Annotated in this window: 14 protein-coding genes; 4 read left to right on the forward strand and 10 right to left on the reverse strand. The window is 63.7% G+C overall.

Annotation, left to right across the window (positions count from 1 at the left end):
* Nucleotides 1-137: 137 nt before the first annotated feature.
* Both GNZ13_RS39300 and GNZ13_RS39305 read right to left on the reverse strand, forming a co-directional pair.
* A complete protein-coding gene (locus tag GNZ13_RS39300; protein WP_172175297.1) occupies nt 138-1,631 on the reverse strand; it encodes an FAD-linked oxidase C-terminal domain-containing protein in 1,494 nt (497 codons plus the stop codon).
* 124 nt (nt 1,632-1,755) lie between these two features.
* Entirely contained in the window at nt 1,756-3,171 is a 1,416-nt protein-coding gene (locus GNZ13_RS39305) for an FAD-linked oxidase C-terminal domain-containing protein (RefSeq protein ID WP_172175300.1), read from the reverse strand.
* Between the two features lie 248 nt (nt 3,172-3,419).
* Between GNZ13_RS39305 and GNZ13_RS39310 the strand changes: the two genes are divergently transcribed.
* Nucleotides 3,420-3,974 (forward strand): cob(I)yrinic acid a,c-diamide adenosyltransferase, encoded by a 555-nt coding sequence (locus GNZ13_RS39310; protein ID WP_172175303.1) that lies wholly within the window; start codon nt 3,420-3,422, stop codon nt 3,972-3,974.
* Between the two features lie 110 nt (nt 3,975-4,084).
* Nucleotides 4,085-5,290 (forward strand): NO-inducible flavohemoprotein, encoded by a 1,206-nt coding sequence (hmpA, locus tag GNZ13_RS39315; RefSeq protein ID WP_172175306.1) that lies wholly within the window; start codon nt 4,085-4,087, stop codon nt 5,288-5,290.
* A gap of 55 nt (nt 5,291-5,345) precedes the next feature.
* On the opposite strand, the gene GNZ13_RS39320 is transcribed toward hmpA, so the two are convergent.
* The 6 genes from GNZ13_RS39320 to GNZ13_RS39345 form a co-directional block, all read right to left on the reverse strand.
* Nucleotides 5,346-5,678 (reverse strand): helix-turn-helix domain-containing protein, encoded by a 333-nt coding sequence (locus GNZ13_RS39320; RefSeq protein ID WP_115781897.1) that lies wholly within the window; start codon nt 5,676-5,678, stop codon nt 5,346-5,348.
* A gap of 3 nt (nt 5,679-5,681) precedes the next feature.
* Nucleotides 5,682-6,017, reverse strand: a complete 336-nt coding sequence (locus GNZ13_RS39325; RefSeq protein WP_172175309.1) for a type II toxin-antitoxin system RelE/ParE family toxin — start codon at nt 6,015-6,017, stop codon at nt 5,682-5,684.
* Between the two features lie 198 nt (nt 6,018-6,215).
* Complete coding sequence (gene aroG / locus GNZ13_RS39330; protein ID WP_172175315.1) at nt 6,216-7,289, reverse strand: 3-deoxy-7-phosphoheptulonate synthase AroG; 1,074 nt, start codon at nt 7,287-7,289, stop codon at nt 6,216-6,218.
* Between the two features lie 403 nt (nt 7,290-7,692).
* Nucleotides 7,693-9,159, reverse strand: a complete 1,467-nt coding sequence (tldD, locus tag GNZ13_RS39335; RefSeq protein ID WP_172175318.1) for a metalloprotease TldD — start codon at nt 9,157-9,159, stop codon at nt 7,693-7,695.
* 113 nt (nt 9,160-9,272) lie between these two features.
* Nucleotides 9,273-10,148 carry a carbon-nitrogen hydrolase family protein gene (locus GNZ13_RS39340; RefSeq protein WP_172175321.1) on the reverse strand — a complete coding sequence of 292 codons (876 nt, stop codon included), beginning with the start codon at nt 10,146-10,148 and terminating at the stop codon, nt 9,273-9,275.
* A gap of 128 nt (nt 10,149-10,276) precedes the next feature.
* Nucleotides 10,277-14,461: a YhdP family protein gene (locus GNZ13_RS39345; RefSeq protein WP_236002390.1), complete on the reverse strand. Its 4,185-nt coding sequence runs from the start codon at nt 14,459-14,461 to the stop codon at nt 10,277-10,279.
* A 208-nt stretch (nt 14,462-14,669) separates the two neighbouring features.
* On the opposite strand from GNZ13_RS39345, the gene glnE reads away from it, so the two are divergent.
* Complete coding sequence (gene glnE, locus GNZ13_RS39350) at nt 14,670-17,468, forward strand: bifunctional [glutamate--ammonia ligase]-adenylyl-L-tyrosine phosphorylase/[glutamate--ammonia-ligase] adenylyltransferase (protein WP_172175327.1); 2,799 nt, start codon at nt 14,670-14,672, stop codon at nt 17,466-17,468.
* Nucleotides 17,469-17,626: 158 nt separating this feature from the next.
* On the opposite strand, the gene recN is transcribed toward glnE, so the two are convergent.
* Complete coding sequence (recN, locus tag GNZ13_RS39355) at nt 17,627-19,297, reverse strand: DNA repair protein RecN (RefSeq protein ID WP_172175330.1); 1,671 nt, start codon at nt 19,295-19,297, stop codon at nt 17,627-17,629.
* 118 nt (nt 19,298-19,415) lie between these two features.
* Nucleotides 19,416-20,318 carry an NAD kinase gene (locus GNZ13_RS39360; protein WP_172175333.1) on the reverse strand — a complete coding sequence of 301 codons (903 nt, stop codon included), beginning with the start codon at nt 20,316-20,318 and terminating at the stop codon, nt 19,416-19,418.
* 354 nt (nt 20,319-20,672) lie between these two features.
* On the opposite strand from GNZ13_RS39360, the gene hrcA reads away from it, so the two are divergent.
* Nucleotides 20,673-21,692, forward strand: coding sequence for a heat-inducible transcriptional repressor HrcA (gene hrcA, locus GNZ13_RS39365; RefSeq protein ID WP_172175336.1), 1,020 nt, complete (start codon nt 20,673-20,675; stop codon nt 21,690-21,692).
* Nucleotides 21,693-21,704: the final 12 nt, after the last annotated feature.

Here is a 21,704-nt window from a genome sequence, read left to right on the forward strand (position 1 = left end):
GAGGTGGGCTGGGAGGCGAGTTGGGAGGCGGGCTGGTGGAGCGTGGGAGTCCCGCTATGTGGACAAGCGGAGCTGCACGGCGACCGCGCCCTGTGAAGCTGCGTGCCCACCTTGGGCCCGCAGCGTCACAAGCGGTCTTAGAACCGCGGCAGGTCCGGATGCGGCAGCAAGCCGCCGCGCACATGCATCTTGCCGTACTCGGCGCAACGGGCGCGGGTGGGAATGCCCTTGTCGGGATTGAGCAAGCCCGGCGCGTCAAAGGCGCGTTTGACCGCGTGGAATGCGTCGCGCTCTTCGGGCGAAAACTGCACGCACATCGAATTGATTTTCTCGATGCCCACGCCGTGCTCGCCGGTCACCGTGCCGCCCAGTTCGACGCACGTTTCGAGAATGTCGCAACCGAACGCCTCAGCCCGATGCCACTCGTCCTGATCGTTGCCGTTGAACAGGATCAGCGGGTGCATATTGCCGTCGCCGGCATGGAATACGTTGATGCAGCGCAGGCCGTATTTTTTCTCCATGACTTCGATGCGCGCCAGCAGCGGTCCGATACTGCGGCGCGGCACGGTGCCGTCCATGCAGTAGTAGTCGGGCGAAATGCGGCCAGCCGCCGGAAACGCGTTCTTGCGCCCGGACCAGAAGCGCAGCCGTTCATTTTCCGAGCGTGAAATCTGGATGCGGGTGGCGCCCTGTTCACGCAGCACTGCGGTCATACGCACGATTTCGTCGGCGACTTCTTCCGGCGTGCCATCCGATTCACACAGCAGGATCGCCGCCGCGTCGAGGTCGTAGCCCGCGTGGACGAACTCTTCAACAGCGCGCGTAGCCGGTTTGTCCATCATCTCCAAACCGGCCGGAATGATGCCCGCTGCAATGATGCCGGCGACCGCGTCGCCGCCTTTCACGACGTCGTCGAAACTGGCCATGATGACCTGCGCCGTTTGCGGCTTCGGGATCAGCTTGACGGTGACTTCGGTGACGATCGCGAACATGCCTTCGCTGCCGATCAGCACCGCGAGCAGATCAAGCCCCGGCGCGTCCGGCGCAAGTGAGCCGAATTCGACGATTTCGCCTTCCATCGTCACGGCGCGCACACGCAGCACGTTGTGCACGGTGAGACCGTATTTGAGACAGTGCACGCCGCCCGAATTCTCGGCGACGTTGCCGCCGATCGTGCAGGCGATCTGCGACGACGGATCGGGCGCGTAGTAAAGGCCGTAGGGCGCGGCGGCTTCGGAAATCGACAGATTGCGCACACCCGGTTGCACTGTGGCGGTCCGGGCGTACGAGTCGACTTCGACGATCTTCCTGAAGCGCGCGAGCGACACCACCACGCCGTGACGAATCGGCATCGCCCCGCCGGACAAACCGGTGCCCGCGCCGCGCGGCACGATCGGCACGTCAAGCCGGTGGCAGATTTGCACGATGCGCTGGACCTGCGATTCCGTCTCGGGCAATGCGACCGCGAGCGGCAGGCGCCGGTAGGCAGCGAGGCCGTCGCAATCGTAGGCGACGGTGTCTTCTTCGCGATACAGCAGACAGTGGGTCGGCAGCACGGCCATCAGCGCCTGCACGACTTCTCGCTGGCGCTGGGCGAGAACTTCGGCCGTCAGTTCGACGGGTGCGTTCATATGACTTGTCTCCTGGTGTCTTTTCACTCTGTGTGCCCGGTCTAGCCTGGTTGTGCGGCAGCAGGCGTTGCCGCTGCCGCAACCGAGTGTTAATGACGTCTCAAGCGACGCCTCAAGCGACGCCTCAAGCCGCCCAGGAAAAGATCTTGCCCGGGTTCATCAGATTACGCGGATCGAGCGCGTGCTTGATGGAGCGCATCGTATCGACGGCGACTTCGCCGTGTTCTTCGAGCAGGAAGTTCATCTTGTGCAGGCCGACACCGTGCTCGCCGGTGCAGGTGCCGTCCATGCGCAGCGCGCGCTGCACGATGCGATGGTTTAGGCGCTCAGCTTCGACGAGCTCTTCCGGCTTGTTCGGATCGATCAGAATAGCGACGTGGAAGTTGCCGTCGCCGACATGGCCGACGATCGGGCAGGGCAGTGGCGACGCGTTCAGATCCTGCTCGGTTTCCACCACGCATTCCGCAAGGCGCGAGATCGGCACGCAGACATCGGTCGTGACTGCGCGGCAGCCGGGCTTCAGTTGCAGCATCGCGAAATAGGCGTTGTGGCGCGCGTTCCACAGGCGGCTGCGGTCTTCCGGCCGGGTCGCCCATTCGAAGCCTTCGCCCGCATTCTGCGCGGCGATCTCCTGTACCAGCTCGGCTTGCTCTTTCACACCGGCTTCGGTGCCATGGAATTCGAAGAAGAGCGTGGGCGCCTCACGCAGCGTCAGGTTCGAATGGCGATTGATCGAGCGGATCGCGAGCGAGTCGACAAACTCGACACGCGCAATCGGTACGCCCATCTGAATCGTTTCGATGACCGCGCGCACCGCATCGCCCATCGACGGGAACGTGCAGACCGCAGCCGAGACCGCCTCCGGCTGCGGATACAGCCGAACGGTGATTTCAGTAATCACGCCGAGCGTGCCTTCCGAGCCGACGAACAGACGCGTGAGGTCGTAACCCGCCGACGACTTGCGCGCCCTCGTGCCGGTTTTGATCACGCGGCCGTCGGCGAGAACCACCGTCAGCCCGAGTACGTTTTCGCGCATCGTGCCGTAGCGCACGGCATTCGTGCCCGATGCGCGCGTAGCCGACATGCCGCCGATGCTCGCGTCAGCACCCGGGTCGATCGGGAAAAACAGGCCGGTGTCGCGCAGCGCTTCGTTCAGCTGCTTGCGCGAGATGCCGGGTTCGACCGTGACGGTCAAGTCTTCGGCGTTGATCGACAACACACGGTTCATTTCCGACAGGTCGATCGATACACCGCCCTGGACCGCCAACAGATGCCCTTCGAGCGACGAACCGTTGCCGTAGGGAATGATCGGTACGTTGTACTCGCCGCACAGCTTGACGATGGTTTGGACGTCTTCCGTATTGCGCGCGAACACGACGGCGTCGGGCAGTTGGGGATCGAACGGCGATTCGTCGCGGCCATGGTGGGCACGCACGGCTTCTGCTGTGGACACGCGTTCGCCGAAAGCGGCTTTGAGGGCTGTCAGCAACTCGGCGGGAAACGGCCGGCGCAGCGGGGCCGGCGGCACGGGATGATTCACGCATGTCTCCTGATATTGGGGCGGAGCTGTTCTACAGCTTGTGCTTCATTTTACGCCGATCGCCTACGGGCCGACGTCGGGGGCGACTGCCGCTCCTATAATGGCGGCGACCTCACGATGCGCGCAATATGGATAAACGCGGTGGCTAACGCGGTGGTTAACCTGGTGACTTATTTACCGGATTTGCCGGATGGATTCGCCGGCGCCGCGCTGACGCATCGTCACTGAATGAATGCATGGGAGATATCATGGGCAACCGCTTGAGCAAGATCGCCACCCGTACGGGCGATGACGGCACCACCGGTCTCGGCGACGGCCGCCGCGTGCGCAAAGACAGCGCGCGCATTGCCGCAATCGGCGACGTGGATGAACTCAACTCGAATCTCGGCGTGTTGCTGTGCGAAACGCTGCCCGACAACGTGCGGGCGGCGCTGGTCGCGATTCAGCACGACCTGTTCGATCTCGGCGGTGAGCTTTGCATTCCCGGTCACACGATGATTACCGACAAGCAGCTCGGCCAACTCGACGATTGGCTGGCCGACTACAACGCGACCCTGCCGCCACTAAAGGAATTCATTCTGCCCGGCGGCTCAAGCGCGGCTGCGCTTGCGCACGTGTGCCGTACCGTGTGCCGGCGCGCCGAGCGGTCGATCGTCGCCCTGGGTGAAGGCGAGGCGATCAATGAGGCGCCGCGTCAGTACGTGAACCGGCTGTCCGACCTGCTGTTCGTGTTCGCACGCGTGCTCAATCGCGCGGACGGCGGCAGCGACGTGTTATGGCAGCACGATCGTAGCGCCGGCTAACACCGCGCTTTAGTCCCGCTTTAGTCCCTTTTAAGGCCTGTGACAATCTGTCCGGGTCAAAACTTCTCCTTAAAAATGTATTGTAGATGCATCTTTAAGGAGAAATATTTATGACCGCTCTCACTGCCGACCAGATCGCCCGCGTCAAAGCCACCGTTCCCGTGCTCGCGGTACACGGCACGACCATCACCAAACACTTCTACAAGCGCATGTTCGCGCACCATCCTGAGTTGAAGAACGTGTTCAACCAGACTCACCAGAAGAGCGGCAATCAGCCGGAAACGCTGGCGAAGGCGGTGTACGCGTATGCCGCCAATATCGATAACCTCGGCGCGCTGGGCCCCACCGTCTCGCGAATCGCTCACAAGCACGCGAGTCTGAATATCCGGCCGGAACAGTATCCGATCGTGGGGCGGCACCTGTTGGGCGCAATCGTTGATGTGCTCGGCGACGCAGTCGATCAGCAGACGCTCGGCGCATGGGAAGCCGCTTATGGGCAGCTCGCGGATATCTTCATCGGCGCGGAGGCCAAGCTTTACGGAGGTGCGGCGTGGAGTGGCTTCAGGCCGTTCAAGGTTGCGCGCAAGGAAGTGGAGAGCGATGAAATCACGTCGTTCTATCTGACGCCCGCCGATGGCTCGCCGGCTTGCGGCTTCGAGCCTGGTCAATATCTGAGCGTAAAGCGTTTCGTGGATGAACTTGGTGTCGATCAGCCGCGGCAGTACAGCTTGTCGGATGCGCCGAACGGAAACTGGCTGCGTATTTCGGTGAAGCGCGAGGCCGGCCGCGAAGATACGGCACCCGGCCATGTATCGAACCTTTTGCACGACGGTGTGGAAGTGGGCGCGGTGGTGCATGTCAGCGCGCCGATGGGCGATTTCACGCTGGACCGCAAGAAGACGACGCCCGTGGTGCTGATGAGCGGCGGTGTGGGCGTGACCCCGATGACCTCGATGCTGTCCACGTTACTCGCCGACCAGAGTAAGCGCAGCGTGACCTTCGTGCATGCCTGCCGCAATGGCCGCGTGCATGCGTTCCGGCAGTGGCTTAATGATACGGTCGCAGCGCATCCCAACGTCACACGTGCGGTGTTCTACGAAGCCCTTGAAGCATCTGATCGCGCCGGCATCGACTATGACTTCGAAGGCCGCCTCGACCTCGCGAAAATCGCCGACAAGGTGATTGTTCCCGATGCGGATTACTACATCTGCGGGCCGGTGCCGTTCATGCGCGCGCAATGCGAGGCGTTGGCCTCGCTCGGTGTGGATGCGGCGCGGATTCATACCGAAGTGTTCGGTTCAGGCGCGGTGGAGTGAAGCGAGGGCGCATGGCGAGCTACGTGTGAAAGCACACAAGGGCGTGCCATGCGCCTTACCCAATCGCCAGTGTGACCGGCTTGCCGATCCGGCTCATCATTTCGACAAGGGTGTCGATAGTGAACTTGGTGGTCTTCTTGTTGACCACGTCTGACACGCGCGGACGCGACACCATCAGAATCTCAGCCGCCTCGGCTTGCTTTAGATGATGCTGTTCGATCCAGCTGGACAGCTCGGTCATCAACTGCTCCTTGAGCAGCCGCGTGTCGTTGATCTGTTTTTGCGACGCGGCGTGCAAGCGCTTCGCTTCTTCGGCGGAGAAGCCGAGTTCGAGAAACAGGTTCGCACCGGGTTTTGTTACGTGACGGATTTTCGTGTCGATCGTCATTTGTTAAGTTTTCCTATCATTGATGATTGCGCGGTACCGCATCTCGGCAATTTTTCTATCCTGCGGCGTTAGCTTCTGAGTTTTCTTCTGAAAGCAATGCAGAACGTACAGCTCTTCCACAAACTTGGTGACATACACGCGGTAAATGTCGTCAGCCTCTCTGATGCGAATTTCGCGTGTTCCAGCGTCGATCGAATCAAACGGCTTCCAATCGTCTGGGTCAAGACCTGCCTGAATCTTGCCAAGCTGAAATCCGGCCCGGCGACGCGGCCCTTCGGGAAAGGCGAGTAAATCGTGATAGCTGGAGCCCATCCAGCGAATTTCTTTTTCCTGCTCCATAGCCGCCTTTCATGTACAAAATTTTATACGTAACACTCAACCCGGTCAAGTCATATCCGACCCGGCAACGAGCTGTTACGGTACAGAGGCGGCTCGTGGAGCACCATTCGTCCATTTGGCTAACAAAAAACCCGGCGGAAATGAGCCGGGATTTCGTTGAGCCAACTACAGCAAACGCGCGTAGGCGCGCAGAGACTTTTAATTGCCGCTGCCGCGCGCGACACGCCGTTGCTTGACGGCTTCGGCGAGACCTTCCAGCACGGCGACGCTTTCATCCCAGCCGATGCACGCATCGGTGATGCTCTGGCCGTACGTCAGCGCGCAGCCTTCTTGCAGATCCTGGCGGCCCGCGATCAGATGCGATTCCACCATCACGCCGACAATCCGTTCGTCACCCGAAGCAATCTGGCGGCCGATGTCCGCACACACCGGAATCTGGTTCTCGTGTTTCTTCGAACTGTTCGCGTGGCTCGCGTCGATCATAAGACGCGCCGCGAGACCCGCCTTGCCGATGTCGGCACATGCCGCATTGACGCTGTCCGCATCGTAGTTCGGCGTCTTGCCGCCGCGCAGGATGATGTGGCAGTCCTCATTGCCAGCGGTCGAGACGATCGCCGAGTGGCCGCCCTTGGTGACGGACAGGAAATGGTGCGGCTGCGAGGCGGCCTTGATCGCGTCGACGGCGATCTTGACGTTGCCGTCCGTGCCGTTCTTGAAGCCGACCGGGCACGACAGTCCCGAAGCCAGTTCGCGGTGAACTTGCGATTCGGTCGTACGCGCGCCGATTGCACCCCACGAGATCAGATCGGCGATGTACTGCGGGCTGATCATGTCGAGGTATTCGGTGCCGGCCGGCAGGCCGAGTTCGTTGATACGCAACAGCAACTCGCGCGCGGTGCGCAAGCCGTCATTAATCTTGAAGCTGTTGTCCATATGCGGGTCGTTGATGAGACCCTTCCAGCCCACCGTCGTACGCGGCTTTTCGAAGTACACGCGCATCACGATTTCGAGTTCGCCGGCGAAGCGCTTGCGTTGTTCAACGAGACGCCCGGCGTATTCCATCGCCGCCTTCGTATCGTGAATCGAGCACGGTCCGATGATGACGATCAGACGGTCTTCCATGCCGTGGAGGATGCGATGCATCGCGTTGCGCGAGTTGTAGATCACGTCAGACACCGTTTCGTCGCAAGCGAATTCGCGGATCAGGTGAGCGGGCGGCGTGAGTTCTTTCAATTCGCGGATGCGGACATCGTCGGTGTTGTGCGGGGGCATGCTTGTTCTCCTGAATCGGGTCGTAGCGTGTTCGCGCGGGCAACGAAGGCTGCGATCAGACAGCGATCAGGCAGCGATGCCAGGGCGGACAACAATCAAAAAGAATTCAACGGCAAAAGTTTCAAAGGCGTGAGGCGAAAAAAAACCGCCAGGCTAGCTGGCGGTTTTCGTGAATTCTGAGTGTCTTGCGTGCACTAACACCCCTCTCGATCCGCCAGCGGTCTGAGATGCCAAAAAAAGTAAAAGTAAAACTTGGCGGACATGGCGAAATAGGTCGCTGGTCAAAAAGGGTGAGTGACTTTATAACCCGTGCAAGCTCGGCTGGCAAGCCGCAGGGTGTAAAAATGCGGCAAATCCGCATACTTCGTGCATTGCATGCACGAAGTATGCGTCTACACCAAAATCAGGCCGTGCCGCCGACCGTCATGCGGTCGATGCGCAACGTCGGCTGACCGACGCCCACCGGCACGCTCTGGCCTTCCTTGCCGCACACGCCGACGCCCGAATCGAGCTTCATGTCGTTGCCGATCATGCTGACGTACTTGAGCGATTCCGGGCCGCTGCCGACCAGCGTCGCGCCCTTGACCGGGTAGGTGACCTTGCCGTTTTCGATCATGTACGCCTCGGAGGCCGAGAACACGAACTTGCCGTTCGTGATGTCGACCTGGCCGCCGCCGAAGTTCACCGCGTACAAACCGTTCTTCACGGACGCGATGATTTCCTGCGGGTCTTTGTCGCCGTTGAGCATGTACGTGTTGGTCATGCGCGGCATCGGCAGCGCGGCATACGATTCGCGGCGCGCGTTACCCGTGACCGGCATTTTCATCAGGCGCGCGTTCAGCGTGTCCTGGATGTAACCCTTCAGGATGCCGTCTTCGATCAACGTCGTGCACTGGGTCGGATTGCCTTCGTCGTCGATGTTCAGCGAGCCGCGGCGGTTCGGCAGCGTGCCGTCGTCGACCACGGTCACGCCCTTTGCCGCAACCTGCTCGCCGATTCGACCCGCGAACGCCGACGATCCCTTGCGGTTGAAGTCGCCTTCGAGGCCGTGGCCGATCGCTTCGTGCAGCAGCACGCCCGGCCAACCCGGTCCGAGCACCACGGTCATGGCGCCGGCCGGAGCCGGGCGGGCGTCGAGGTTCACGAGTGCCGCATGCACGGCGTCGTCGACATAGCTCGACAGCACTTCGTCGGTGAAATAGCCGTAGTCGAAACGGCCACCGCCGCCGCCGCTGCCGATTTCGCGGCGGCCATTTTGTTCGGCGATCACCGTGACCGACACGCGCACGAGCGGACGGATATCGGCCGCAAAGCCGCCGTCGCTGCGTGCGACCAGTACCACGTCGTATTCACCGGCGAGGCCCGCCATCACTTGCTGGATGCGCGGGTCACGGCCGCGCGCCATCTGTTCGATGCGCTCGAGTAGCTTGACCTTGGCGGTCGCGTCGAGCGAATGCAGCGGATCGGACGGCAGGTACAGATCGCGCCCGGCGATGCCGGTCAGCGACGAGGCCACCTTGATCTTCTGCTTGCCGCCGCCGGCCTTGGCGATCGCCCGCGTGGCGATGGCCGCCTGGCGGATCGCTTCGGGCGACAGGTCGTCCGAATACGCGAAAGCCGTACGGTCGCCCGACACGGCGCGCACGCCGACGCCCTGATCGATGCTGAAGCTGCCCGACTTCACGATGCCTTCTTCGAGACTCCACGCTTCGCTGCGCGTGGCCTGGAAATACAGGTCGGCGTAATCGATCTTGTGCGTGAAGATTTCGGCGAGCGTGCGGGTGAGCAGGGATTCGTCGAGACCGTAGGGCGTCAGGAGGATGTCCTTGGCGGTGGCGAGATTACGGATACCGGGTTCGATGATGTTCATGCGAAGTATGTTCTGCTCGATACGAAGGATTCGGTTAGCGCCTGCATCACTATATGAGTGGGAATATGGGTGACAAGCGCCGCACTTTCAATGTCAGGTAAGAAATCAGCAACTCAACTCAGCACGCGGTGACGCCAGGCGGGCAGACTCTGCCGCACTTCGTCGATGCGCGCACGCTCGACGTTGCCGGCCACCACGCCCGCGCCTTCGTCGCGCACCGCGACGATTTCGCCCCACGGGTCGATCAGCATGCTGTGGCCCCATGTCCGGCGGCCGTTTTCATGTTTGCCGCCTTGCGCGGCAGCCAGCACGTAACACTGGTTTTCGACCGCCCGGGCGCGTAGCAGCATTTCCCAATGCGCGCGGCCGGTGGTGTAAGTGAACGCCGACGGCACCACGATCAGCGCGCAGTCGCCCATGCGCCGGTACAGCTCCGGAAAGCGCAGATCGTAGCAGACCGACAGGCCGACCCGGCCGAACGGCGCCTCGAAGGTGCGGACTTCGCCGCCGGGGCAGATGGTGCGTGCCTCGTCGAACGACTCTTCGCCCTTTTCGAAATTGAACAGATGGATCTTGTCGTAGCGCGCAGCTTCGTTGCCTTGCGGGCCGAACACCAGCGTGGTGTTCAGTACGCGCGCCGGTTCTTGCGACATCAGCGGCAAGGTGCCGCCGATCACCCACACCTTGTGGCGGCGCGCGGCGTCGGCGAGAAAGCGCTGGATCGGGCCGTCCTGGTAGGGCTCGCGCACAGCGAGCTTGTCCGTGTCCTTGAAGCCCATGAAGCAGAAGTACTCGGGCAACTGGACGAGTTGCGCGCCGTCGGCGGCGGCTTCGGCGATCAGGCGTTCCGCTTCGGCCAGATTGCGCTCGCGATCCGGCGTGCTCACCATTTGCAGCGCGGCAACGCGGAAGGCGCTTTCAGCAGGTCCGCCAGACGCCGCAATGGGCGAGGCGGTGGACGAAGATGGAGAGACGTGTGTTTCGCTCATGAGCGTTTCGAAAAACTCCCGGCAAGGCGGCGGCGCGAACCGCTGGCGCCGTATACGTCGTTCAAGGCTGGCTTGGGCCTGTGGCGCGGCACGGCGCTCTTCTGATCAAACAATGGATCGGGTCGGGCTCAGTGCGCTTCCACGGCCGAAGCCGGAGCGTCCATCTTACCGCGATCGCTCTTTACCCGCTCGACGTGCGGTTTCGACCACGAACCGGTGATCGCGTACTCGCGCGCAAACGCCGTGGAGACCGATTTGCTGAACGCCAGATCGGCCACCAGCGCACCAAGCCCGAGCAGCGGATTGATCACGGTCGCGGCGATCACGGCGGCGCCGGCGCTGACGGTCGGCACGATCTGCACGTGCAGATCCTGGGTTTCCTGCGCCAGATCCACCGAGCCCTTCATCTCAGCCCGGGCCGGCGCCGTCACCATCTCGAAGTTCTCGGTGCGGCCAATGCCGTTGTGGATCTGGCCCGTGCCAGTGACGCGTTCGAACGGCAGCCCTTCGCCGATCACGTCGCGGAAATTGAGCGTGGCGAAGCGCGCGAGGCTTTGCAGGCTGAGCACGCCCAGCAGTTTCGCGACGCCTGGGTCGACCTTGAGAATCTGCCCATGGCGCAGATCGACAGCGAGATTGCCGTTGAGCGTCGGGTAGTCGATGGCGGTCGGGCCGCCGCGCCATACCACTTTGCCCGACAGCGTGCCGTTGCCGGCCTTGAGCGTGTGCGGCTGGCCGAAGCGCTCCAGCAGTGCGCCGGCGTCCTTGATGTCGAGTTTGAAATCGAACACGGTACGGCGCGGCGTCGTCTCGTCGGCGTTGTTGCCGAGGCCCGTGGACGTGCGCCAGTTCGCGGTGGCGGTCAGCGTGGCGGCGGGGTTGGTGATGTCGAGCTTGTCGAGTTGCCAGACCGGCACGCCGTCTTCTTCGAAGTTGTGCGCGTCGACTTCGAGCCGGCCTATGCTGCGATCGCGCACGATCAATTCGTTGACCACCAGATCGATCGACGGCATGTTCTGCGCCGGCGCCGACATGGCCTGGCCGAGCAGGTCTTTGTCGGTGGCCGAGGGAATCACCACACGGGCAAAGCGCGCCTGCAGCGTGCCCGGCGACTCCTTATTGGCGCCCGGCAGCCAGGAAACGTGACCGGACACCTGGTTCGACGCAACGTTGGCCTGCCATTTACCGTCCGCATGCGACGCGCCGACAATCACGCTGTCCCAGTGCCGCTTGAGCAGCGTCAGTGTGCCGATGTGCAGCGCGAAGCGGCTCGGCAGGAATTGTGCGAGGGTCGGATTCGGCGCAGCCGGCGCTACGGGCGTTGGCGCTTCCTTGTTGCGCATCTGCGTGACGAGCGCGCGCCAGGCATCGGCGTCGAACGCCTCGACGTCGACGGCGGCGATCACGCCATCGGACGGCAAGTCGGCGGGCTTGTTAACGCCGATCGCGCCGCTCACGACCGTCGGCGGCGTTTTCGGCTGGTAACGCAGCAGGTAGGTGGCAGCGATCGGGCCGAAGGTGAGGTCGGCTCGTTCCAGACCGGCTTCGCTCGCGTCGGTGGACGGGCTGACCGCGAAGTGCAACGGCATCGGCGTGCCGACCGGTTTGTCGAACGGCGCGGGGAAGTCGAGCGCAAGGCCGGTCAAATCGGAGTTCGCCGTGACCTGCGGCAACCGCCCCTTGGCGCCGCGCACGTTGAGCGCGTAGGGCGCGCTGCCGCTCATGCGCGTCAGCACCTGGGCGGCCGGGCCATGCAGATTCAGGCCGCGCGCGGCATCGACGGCGACGTGGCCGCCGAGGTTGAGCGCATACGTGCCGTCCTGCTTGAGGCCGCCATTCGCATGCACGTCGCCGCCGAGGAATTGGCCCGAGAGCCGGTCGAACTGCGCCGTATGTTCGGTAAAGCGCACCTTGCCGTTCAGTTGCGACAACGGCGGCACGTTATCGACAGTCAAGCGATTGTTCTGGAAGCCCACCGCGCCTTCCACGGCGATATGCGGCTTCGGCGTGCGCGGCACGGTCAGTTTGAGCGCCAGCGCGGCGGGCCCTTCGGCGTGCACTTTCTCAGTCGCATGTTTGGACATGATGCCGAGCGAGCTTTCGTTGACGTAGTCGAGCATGTCGGCAAGCGGCCCACGGCCGTTGCCCGTGATGATGAGGTCCGACGCCTTGGTGCCGAGATCGTCGATCTTGCCGTTCACCTTGTTTATAGCGACCTGCTTGTAATGGGCGCGGTCGATATCGAAGCGCAGCACGTTCTGCTTGAGTTCGAATACGCCGTCGATGCCATCCAGCGGCGGCCACACGTTCGGCGTGCCGTTCTTCATTTTGCGCGGCGGGTACGGCGAAGGGTCGAACTTGCCGCCCTTGAACGGCGCGACGATATGGAAGATCCCGGCCTCCGGGGCGCGGGAGTAGGGGAATTTGGTCAGATCGCCGTGTATTTCGATCGTCGCGCCGCGCGATATGCCGGCTTGCAGTCCATGACCCAGGTAGATGCGCAGCTTTTCGCCGATGCTGGTCGGCAGATAGCGGACGATGCGCGTGACCTGCGCGCGCTGGAAGTCGGCCTTCAGGTCGAGCGAGCCGCGTCCATGGCCTGGGTTGCTGTAATCCGCGGTGGCAGTGGCGTCCGCGTCCGCGTTCGAGATGCCGAAGTCGGCCAGCTTGACGGTGAAGGCACGGTGTTTTTCGCCCGGCGCCTTCGGCGTGATGGTCCAGTCTGCCCGGCCATGCAGACGGTCGAGTTTCAGGCGCGGGTCGTCGAACACGCCCGGCAGCGTAATCGCGACGTTGGAGGTGTTGAGCGTCGCGGTGCCGTGGTTTTCGTCGGCGTCGACGCGACCCCACAGATTTTCGATACCGGGAATGCCCGCGCGCGGGTGATTCAGCGGGGTGAGCCCCGGCGGCGGTTCCTGCGCGGCGACGCTGATGCCCTGCAGGTCGCCCTTGAAACGATAGCGCTCGATCGGCTCGGCGCCGCTCGGCCGGTGGTCGCTGCCCGCTTCGCCCGACTCCGGTTTGCCGCGTTCGACTTCGATCACATAGTTCGCCACCATGCCACGCGGATTGAAGCGCACCAGATTGTTCAACAAGGGGCGCGGAAACGGCAGCGCGCGGCTGAATTCGGCGAGGATGCCCAGGTCGACGCGGTCGCCGCTGACGCTGACGAGTTGCCCATGCTGCAGCGAGGCCGTCCGGTAGCGGCCGTTCAGCGTCGATAGCGCGAGGTTGCGCGTGAGCGGCGTGCCGTCGTCGAGCGGCGGCTGGCCGAGCTCGGCGTGCAAGTCGTTCAGTTGCAGTGTGTAGTCGCCCTCGCCGACATCGACACGCCACGAAAAATTGGCGATCGGCACGACCAGCTTGGGCTGGGTCGGGCGGACCCGCATCGAGACATCCGTGCCAGCCAGTTGCCCGCTCGCCGACTTCATACGGCCATCGGCGAAGTCGGCCCAGATCGCATTGTCGATGCGGCCGGCGAACACCTCGATCGGGAAATTGATGTAGCGCGCAAGGGTCGGCAGATCGACCGGACCGGTCGACATATAGACCTCGCCGGCCCAGTTGACCGGCTTGCCGATCGCGGAGAGGCGGGCGTGTTTGAAATGCGTGCGGAAGTCGATCGGCCCGTGCAGGACATGGCCGTCGGCGGGCGCTTGCAACGCGAGCCGGTGATCGTAGCCGTCGGTGAGAATCGCGATCCGGATGTCACGCAGGGCGAGTTCCGGCGCGTCATGCTGGGCATCGCGCCAGCGCAGCACGCCGCCGCGCACAACGATCGCCTGTTGGCGCAATAGCCATGTGGACAGGGTGTCGTTGCCGCTGTGCCGGGTCGGCACCGGCACGCCCGCCACTGAGATCACGCCGTCGCTGCTGCGCGACACCAGCACGTCGGGCCGATCGACGATCAGGCTGGACAGCGCGGGATGGAACTGCCAGAGCGACTTCCACGAGAGCGCGGCGGTGGCGTGCGGAATGGTCAGCGCCGCTTTGCCTTCTGGGTCGCGGATGACGATATCGGTGGCGTCGAGACCCGGCTGAAAGCCGCTCCAATGCGGCGCCAGCTTGCCGATGGTGAACTGTGTGTGCAGCTTCTCGGAGACCGTGGCCTCGATGCGCGGCCGGAACGAGTCGATGTTCGGCAGCAGCACGTAACGCAAACCGAGAAACAGGCCCGCCGCGATGAAGTAGAAGGCGAGTGCGAGCGCCATCACCACATGGGACGTCCGGTGCAGCACCACGTGGGCGGTTCCGCTCGCGGGCCGGACCTGCCTGGTTTCGTGCGGGTCGGCGGATTCGTTTCGCTCGGACATGCTGCAGCGGGTGGGCGTATGGTAGTTTTGCGAATTAACGACGAAATGTAACACACGAGAAAGCGTCGGCGGACCTCCGGCAAACCCTTTCCGCATGCCGTCTCGCGACCTGCGCGAGGCCGCCGGACCCCGCTTGGGTCCCGCTTGTACTCGTGTGCTGCAGCAAACTGAACAACGCTGATAAAGCAACGAGCGAGCCAGACCCTTGATGACCGACGCCACTCTCCTGAGTTCCAGCTATTCACATTACGCAGCGCGCGCCGCGGCGGCCCGTCCGCAAATCGTGGCGCAGGTGGCGGCGCTCGCGTCCGCACCCCTCACACGCGAACGGATCGACGCGCGCTTTGACGCGTTGTGTGCCGAGGCAGCCGGCGCGGGCGGCGGCCCATTGAGCGAGGATGCACTCAAACGGGCCTTGCGCCAATTGCGCACCGAGGTATTTTGCGCCGTGATGGAGCGCGACCTGGCGGGCGAGGCGGATGTCGCCGAAGTCACCGGCGCGATGACCGATCTGGCGGAGACGACGATTCAGCGTGCCTTGGCGGTCGTGTCCGCCGAGCTCGAAACGCTCTACGGCGAACCGCGCGGACCGCAGGGCGAGCGGCTCGCGCTCGGTGTGGTCGGGATGGGCAAGCTGGGCGGGCGTGAGCTGAACGTGTCGTCGGATATCGACCTGATCTTCGTCTATGAAGAAGACGGTGAGACCGCGGGCGGTCAGCGTTCGCCGATCGCGACCCAGGACTTTTTTACGCGTCTGGGTAAGCGCCTGATCGGCGCATTGGCCGAGGTGACCGCCGACGGTTACGTGTTCCGGGTCGATATGCGTTTGCGGCCGAACGGCGATTCGGGGCCGCTCGTGTGCAGCCTCGGTATGCTCGAAGAGTATTTCTACGTGCAGGGCCGCGAGTGGGAGCGCTATGCGTGGATCAAGGGGCGGCTCGTGTCTGAAGGCGCGAGCGAGGCGGCAGAGCGGCTGCAGAAGCAGCTCGATGCGATCGTCACGCCGTTTGTCTATCGACGTTATCTCGATTTCGGCGTGATCAGCGCGATTCGCGCGCTGCATTTGCAGATTCGCCAGGAAGCACAGCGGCGTGCCTCGATGCGGCCCGACAAGGCTGACGACATCAAGCTGGGCCGCGGCGGCATCCGCGAAATCGAATTCAGCGCTCAGGTATTTCAGCTGATCCGGGGCGGCCAGGATGCCGGCTTCCGGGTGCGTCCGACGCTCGCCGTCTTGCGGCACGCGGCCACGCACGGGCTGATCGATACCTCGGTCTGCGTGAAGCTTTCACAGGCGTACCGCTTCCTGCGCGAGCTCGAACACCGCCTGCAATACCGCAACGACGCGCAAACCCACGCGATGCCGGTCGATCCCGAGGAGCGCGTGGCGCTCGCGCACGCCATGGGTTGCGACGACTATGCCGCGCTAATGCTCAAGCTCGACGCGCACCGCGAGTTCGTCGAACAGCAGTTCGACCAGATTTTCGCCGACAAGGTGAGCGGTCGCGACGGCTGCGGCGCACCGGAAGACGGCGCGGCGGCGTGGGTCTGGAGCAGCGCGCTCGCCGACGACAGCGCTGACGAAGCGCTTGGCGCGCGCCTGATCGAACTGGGCGTGCCCGAGCCGGGCGAACTGCTGGCGCGCTTGCGGGGGGTGTGGCAGTCGTCGCGTTACGCGGGGCTCGCCGAGCGTAGCCGGCAACGGTTCGACATCGTCGCGCAGCGAGCGCTGGAAGCTGCGCGTACGTTGGAGCCGCCCGAACGGCGCGGCGATACGGTCGCTCGGTTTTTCGACCTGCTCGAAGCCGTGAGCCGGCGCGGCGCGTACCTTGCGCTGCTGACGGAATATCCGCAGGCGCTGCATCGGGTGCTGTCGGTGCTGGGTGGTTCGCGCTGGGCCGCCGGCTATCTGATTCGCCACCCGCAATTGCTTGACGAACTCCTCGACGACGAGGCGATGGACAGTCCGTTCGACTGGCCCGAATTCAAGCGGACGCTACGCTTGCGTCTGGCCGCAGCGGATGGCGTCGAACAACAGATGGATCTGCTGCGCCACGCGCATCAGGCCGAGGTGTTCCGCATCCTGTTGATCGATCTGGCCGGCAGGCTGAGTGTCGAGCATGTGAGCGACCGTCTGTCCGAACTCGCCGACGCCGTGCTCGACGTCACGCTCGAAGCGGTCTGGAAGCAACTGGCCAAACGCCACCGTGAGGTGCCGAAGTTTGCTGTGATCGCGTACGGCAAGCTGGGCGGCAAGGAACTCGGATACGCGTCCGACCTCGACGTCATCTTCCTCTACGACGATCCGGACGATGCCGCCGCCGATGTCTACGCCACCTACACCCGCCGTCTCATTACCTGGCTGACCACAGCGACCGGCGCGGGCACCTTGTTCGATGTCGACTTGCGGCTGCGTCCGAACGGCGAGTCGGGCCTGCTCGTCACTGATCTGGACGCGTTCCGCCGTTATCAACTGCGCGAAGGCGATGCCGCCAATACCGCGTGGGTGTGGGAGCATCAGGCATTGAGCCGCGCGCGCTACTGCGCGGGCGACGCCGAAATCGGCGCGAAATTCGAGCAGATCCGCGAACAGGTGCTGACCACGCCGCGCGAAGCCGGGCCGCTCGCGAAGGAAATCGTCGAGATGCGCGAGCGCGTCGAGGCGGGGCATCCGAACCATACGGCGCTATTCGACCTGAAGCACGATCGTGGCGGCATGGTCGATATCGAATTCACCGTGCAGTACTGGGTGCTGCTGCATGCGGCGAGCGATCCTGAACTGATCCGCAATACCGGCAACATCGCGTTGCTGCGTGAGGTGTCGCGCTTCGGCCTGATGAGCGAGGCGGAAGCGGAGACGGTCGGCGCGGCTTATCGGATCTACCGGAAGTTGCAGCACAAGCTGCGGCTGGATGGGATGGAGAAGGCGCGGGTCGATCCGGCGCTGGTGGTGACTGAGCGTGAGGCGGTGCTGGGGCTTTGGGAGCGGGTGTTTGGCGAAGGCTGACGGTGCGAGGGGCGAGGTGCGTCGCGTTACCCGGGTCGCCGCGACCCACTGAATTCGCTCTGCACTGACCGTAGCGGCGGCGCACACCATGGAGTAGCGTGCGCCGCCAATCTTGCCTTGCGTTCGCAGACGGCCGCGATGATTTCCAGCCCGAGTTCCTAGGCCGCCAGCATTTCCTTCGCGTGCTTGCGGGTCGTGGCGGTGATCTCCAGTCCGCCGAGCATCCGCGCGACTTCTTCGACGCGGCTCGCGCGGTCGAGCGAGGTCACGCTGCTAACCGTGCCGCCCTTGCCGTTGCCCGCCTTCGCTACCTGGAAATGATGGTCGCCACGCGCGGCGACTTGCGGCAAGTGCGTGACGCACAGCACCTGACGCGCCTGTCCGAGTTGATGCAGCAGCCGTCCAACCACTTCGGCGACGCCGCCGCCGATCCCCGTATCCACTTCGTCGAAGATCAGGGTCGGTGTCGGGCTCGCGGCGCTCGCAATGACAGCCAATGCGAGGCTGATCCGCGCCAGTTCGCCACCTGAGGCAACCTTCGCGAGCGGCCGCAGCGGCACGCCGGCATGACCGGCGACGCGGAATTCGACCTGCTCGAGTCCATGCGCGCCGCCTTCCGGCAACTGCACCAGCGCCACTTCGAAGCTGCCGCCTTTCATCGACAGTTCCTGCATGCCGGTGGTCACTGCGGCGCCCAAAGCCTTGCCGGCCTTGGCGCGCGCCTTCGACAGTTTTTTCGCTTCGGTGAGGAAGGCTTCTTTGGCCTTGGCTTCGGCTGCATGCAGGCTGTCGAGATCGGCTGCGGCGTCGAGCGCGGCAAGTTGCGCTCGACGCGCTTCGTGTTCTTCCGGCAGCGTCTCCGGCTGCAAGCGGAATTTACGTGCGGCCGAGTGCAACGCGTCAAGACGCTTTTCGACCTGGGCGAGCCGGTCGGGATCCAGTTCGAGCTTCTGCGCGTAGTGGCTGAGCGAGTAGGCCGCTTCCTGCAACTGGATTTCGGCCGGCTCCAGCGCCGCCAGCACGTCGTTCAGCGCCGGGTCGATCTCAGCCAGATCGCGCACCTTCGACACGATCGAGGCGAGATGCGTGATCATCGCCTCGTCCGATTCGGACAGCGCGCCGAGCGCCCCTTGAACGCCGTCGATCAGATTGGCTGAATGTGACAGGCGCCGGTGCTCGGTGTTGACCTCTTCCCATTCGCCGGGCTGCGGCGAAAGTTTGTCCAGTTCGGTGAGCTGCCAGACGAGCCGCTCGCGCTCCAGTTGCAGTTCGCGGTCGCGCGTTTGCGCATGCTCGACGGCCTGAACCTTTTCGCGCCACGACCGCCATGCGCGCGTGACGGTTGCCGCGGTTTCCGTGAGGCCGGCATGGGTGTCGAACAGTTCGCGTTGCGCGTCCGGACGCATCAGCAGCTGGTGCGCATGCTGCCCGTGAATGTCCACGAGCATCTCGCCGACTTCGCGCAACTGCGCGAGCGTCGCCGCCGTGCCGTTGATGAACGCCCGCGAGCGGCCGTTCGCATCCACCACGCGACGCAGCATCACGGTGCCGCCGTGATGGCCCTCGTCGGCGATCGTGCCGAGCGCCTGCTCGTCGAGCCATTGTTCGACTTGCGCATGCGTTTCGAACTCGGCGGTGATGTCGGCGCGGCTCTCGCCTGTGCGCACCACGTTCGCATCGGCACGGGCGCCAAGCGCGAGTGCTAGCGCGTCGATCAGAATCGACTTGCCGGCGCCAGTTTCGCCGGAGAAGACGGTAAAGCCGCTGTCGAATTCGAGATCGAGCGCGGCGACGATGACGAAGTCGCGTATCGAGAGGTGGCGAAGCATGGAGGTCGTCTGATGAGCTTGATATTCAGGGTTCGGCAGCGGCGGTGTTCGCGTTCCGGTGGCCGGCATTCCGGCGGCCGGCGTTCCGGTTTTCCGGCGGTCCGGTGTTCCGGGCCGCTTAGGGCTCGGTATCTTCTTCGTGCGACGGGTATTCGTTCCAGTGCAGCTTTTTGCGCAGCGTGGCGAAGTGGCTGTAGCCGACCGGGTGCAGCATCGGCACCGTATGACGCGAGCGGCGCACTTCGATCGTGTCGCCCAATTCCAGCGAGGTGAACGACTGCATGTCGAAATTGACGTTTACTTCGCGGCCCGACACGATCTGGATGCTCACCTTCGAGTCGTCCGGCAGCACGATTGGCCGGTTCGACAGCGCATGCGGCGCGATCGGCACCAGCACGATGCCTTGTAATTGCGGGTGCAGGATCGGCCCCTGCGAAGACAGCGCGTAGGCGGTCGAACCCGTAGGCGTGGCGACGATCAGGCCGTCCGAGCGCTGGTTGTACATGAAGCGCCCGTCCACCGCGACATGGAGTTCCGCCATCCCCGAGAAACCGCTACGGTTGACCACCACGTCGTTGAAGGCAAGCGCGTGATAGATCGGGGTGCCGTCGCGCATGATGCGCGCTTCGAGCAGCATGCGCTCTTCGCGCTCGAACTTGCCGGAGAGCATTTGCGGCACGATCTCGCGCATGTCGGAGATCGGAATGTCGGTAATGAAGCCGAGCCGCCCGTGATTGATGCCGATCAGCGGCGTGCGGTAGGGCGCAAGCTGGCGGCCAATGCCCAGCATCGTGCCGTCGCCGCCCAGCACCACGGCAACGTCGGCCCGCGCGCCGATCTCGGCGGGACGCAGCGCCGGATAGTCGGTCACGCCGATTTCGGCGGCGGTATCGGCTTCGAACACGACCTCGAAGCCGCGCCTCGCGATGCACGAGGCGAGCTCGGTCAGCGGCTCGCCGATGCCCGGCGTATTGTTGCGCCCGACGAGCGCGACGGTCTTGAACTGGCTGGTCACTTGCATGCCGGCATTACACCATAGGTAGGGCCTGAAAAGAACCGCAGACAGACCCGGTAGCAGGCCTGCACAAGCGGGCTGCCAGCGCATTCGGCGATTATCGTTAGAATGGTGAAATCTTGATGACATACGCGCCGGTTGTAATCCGGCGGCGTGCCGTCAGCGGACTCGCCGGAATGGTGGCTGGCGAGGCGCAGGGCCCGAGCCTCGGCGGCGCGCTGACAAGGGTGCTGGACACGGCGCCAGTCAAGGCGCCGCACGGAATACCAGGCGCCGCCCCGCCAACCGGCGGCGCGATAGTCAGGGGTTGGCGCCGTTAGCGCTCGCTGTAGTCGCGTCATTGAGCTAAAATTTTCCGTCATGCTAGATCCCCGCGCACAAACCCTCCTCAAAACGCTGATCGAGCGCTACATCGCCGAAGGTCAGCCGGTCGGCTCGCGCACGTTGTCGCGTTATTCCGGCCTCGAACTGAGTCCGGCGACGATCCGCAACGTGATGTCCGATCTCGAGGACCTGGGGCTCGTGATCAGTCCGCATACTTCAGCGGGCCGCATTCCGACGCCGCGTGGCTACCGGCTGTTCGTCGATACCATGCTGACGGTGGAATCCGCCGCGGACGAAGAAGCGGTGATGCGCACCGTCAAGACTACGCTGCAGGCGGGCGAACCGCAGAAAGTCGTCGCCGCGGCGGCCAGCGTGCTGTCCAATCTGTCGCAGTTCGCCGGTGTGGTGCTCACGCCGCGCCGCAGCCACGTGTTCAAGCAGATCGAATTCATGCGCCTGTCGGACAAGCGCATCCTGCTGATCATCGTGACGCCCGAGGGCGACGTGCAGAACCGCATCATGGCGACCCAGCGCGATTTCTCGCCGTCGCAGCTGGTGGAAGCCTCCAATTACATCAACGCGCACTTCGCGGGCCTCTCGTTCGACGATGTTCGCCGCCGTCTGCGCGAAGAAATCGACGAGTTGCGCGGGGACATGACCACGCTGATGCACGCCGCGGTCACGGCCAGCACGGATGAAACCGACACCGGCGAGACCGTGCTGATTTCCGGCGAGCGCAATCTGCTCGAAGTCGCCGACCTTTCGTCGGACATGGCGCGCTTGCGCAAGCTGTTCGATGTATTCGACCAAAAGACCAGTCTCCTTCAGTTGCTCGACGTGTCGAGTCACGCCGCGGGCGTGCAGATTTTCATCGGCGGCGAGTCGAATCTCGTGCCGATCGAGGAAATGAGCGTGGTCACCGCGCCCTATGAGGTGAACGGCAAGATCGTCGGCACGCTCGGCGTGATCGGGCCGACCCGCATGGCCTACAGCCGCGTGATTCCGATTGTCGACATCACCGCGCGGCTGCTTTCCCTCACGCTTAGTCAACAGTAACCAGCAGTCACT

Origin of the sequence: Paraburkholderia elongata, assembly GCF_013177735.1 — a bacterium.
Classification (GTDB): Bacteria; Pseudomonadota; Gammaproteobacteria; order Burkholderiales; family Burkholderiaceae; genus Paraburkholderia; species Paraburkholderia elongata.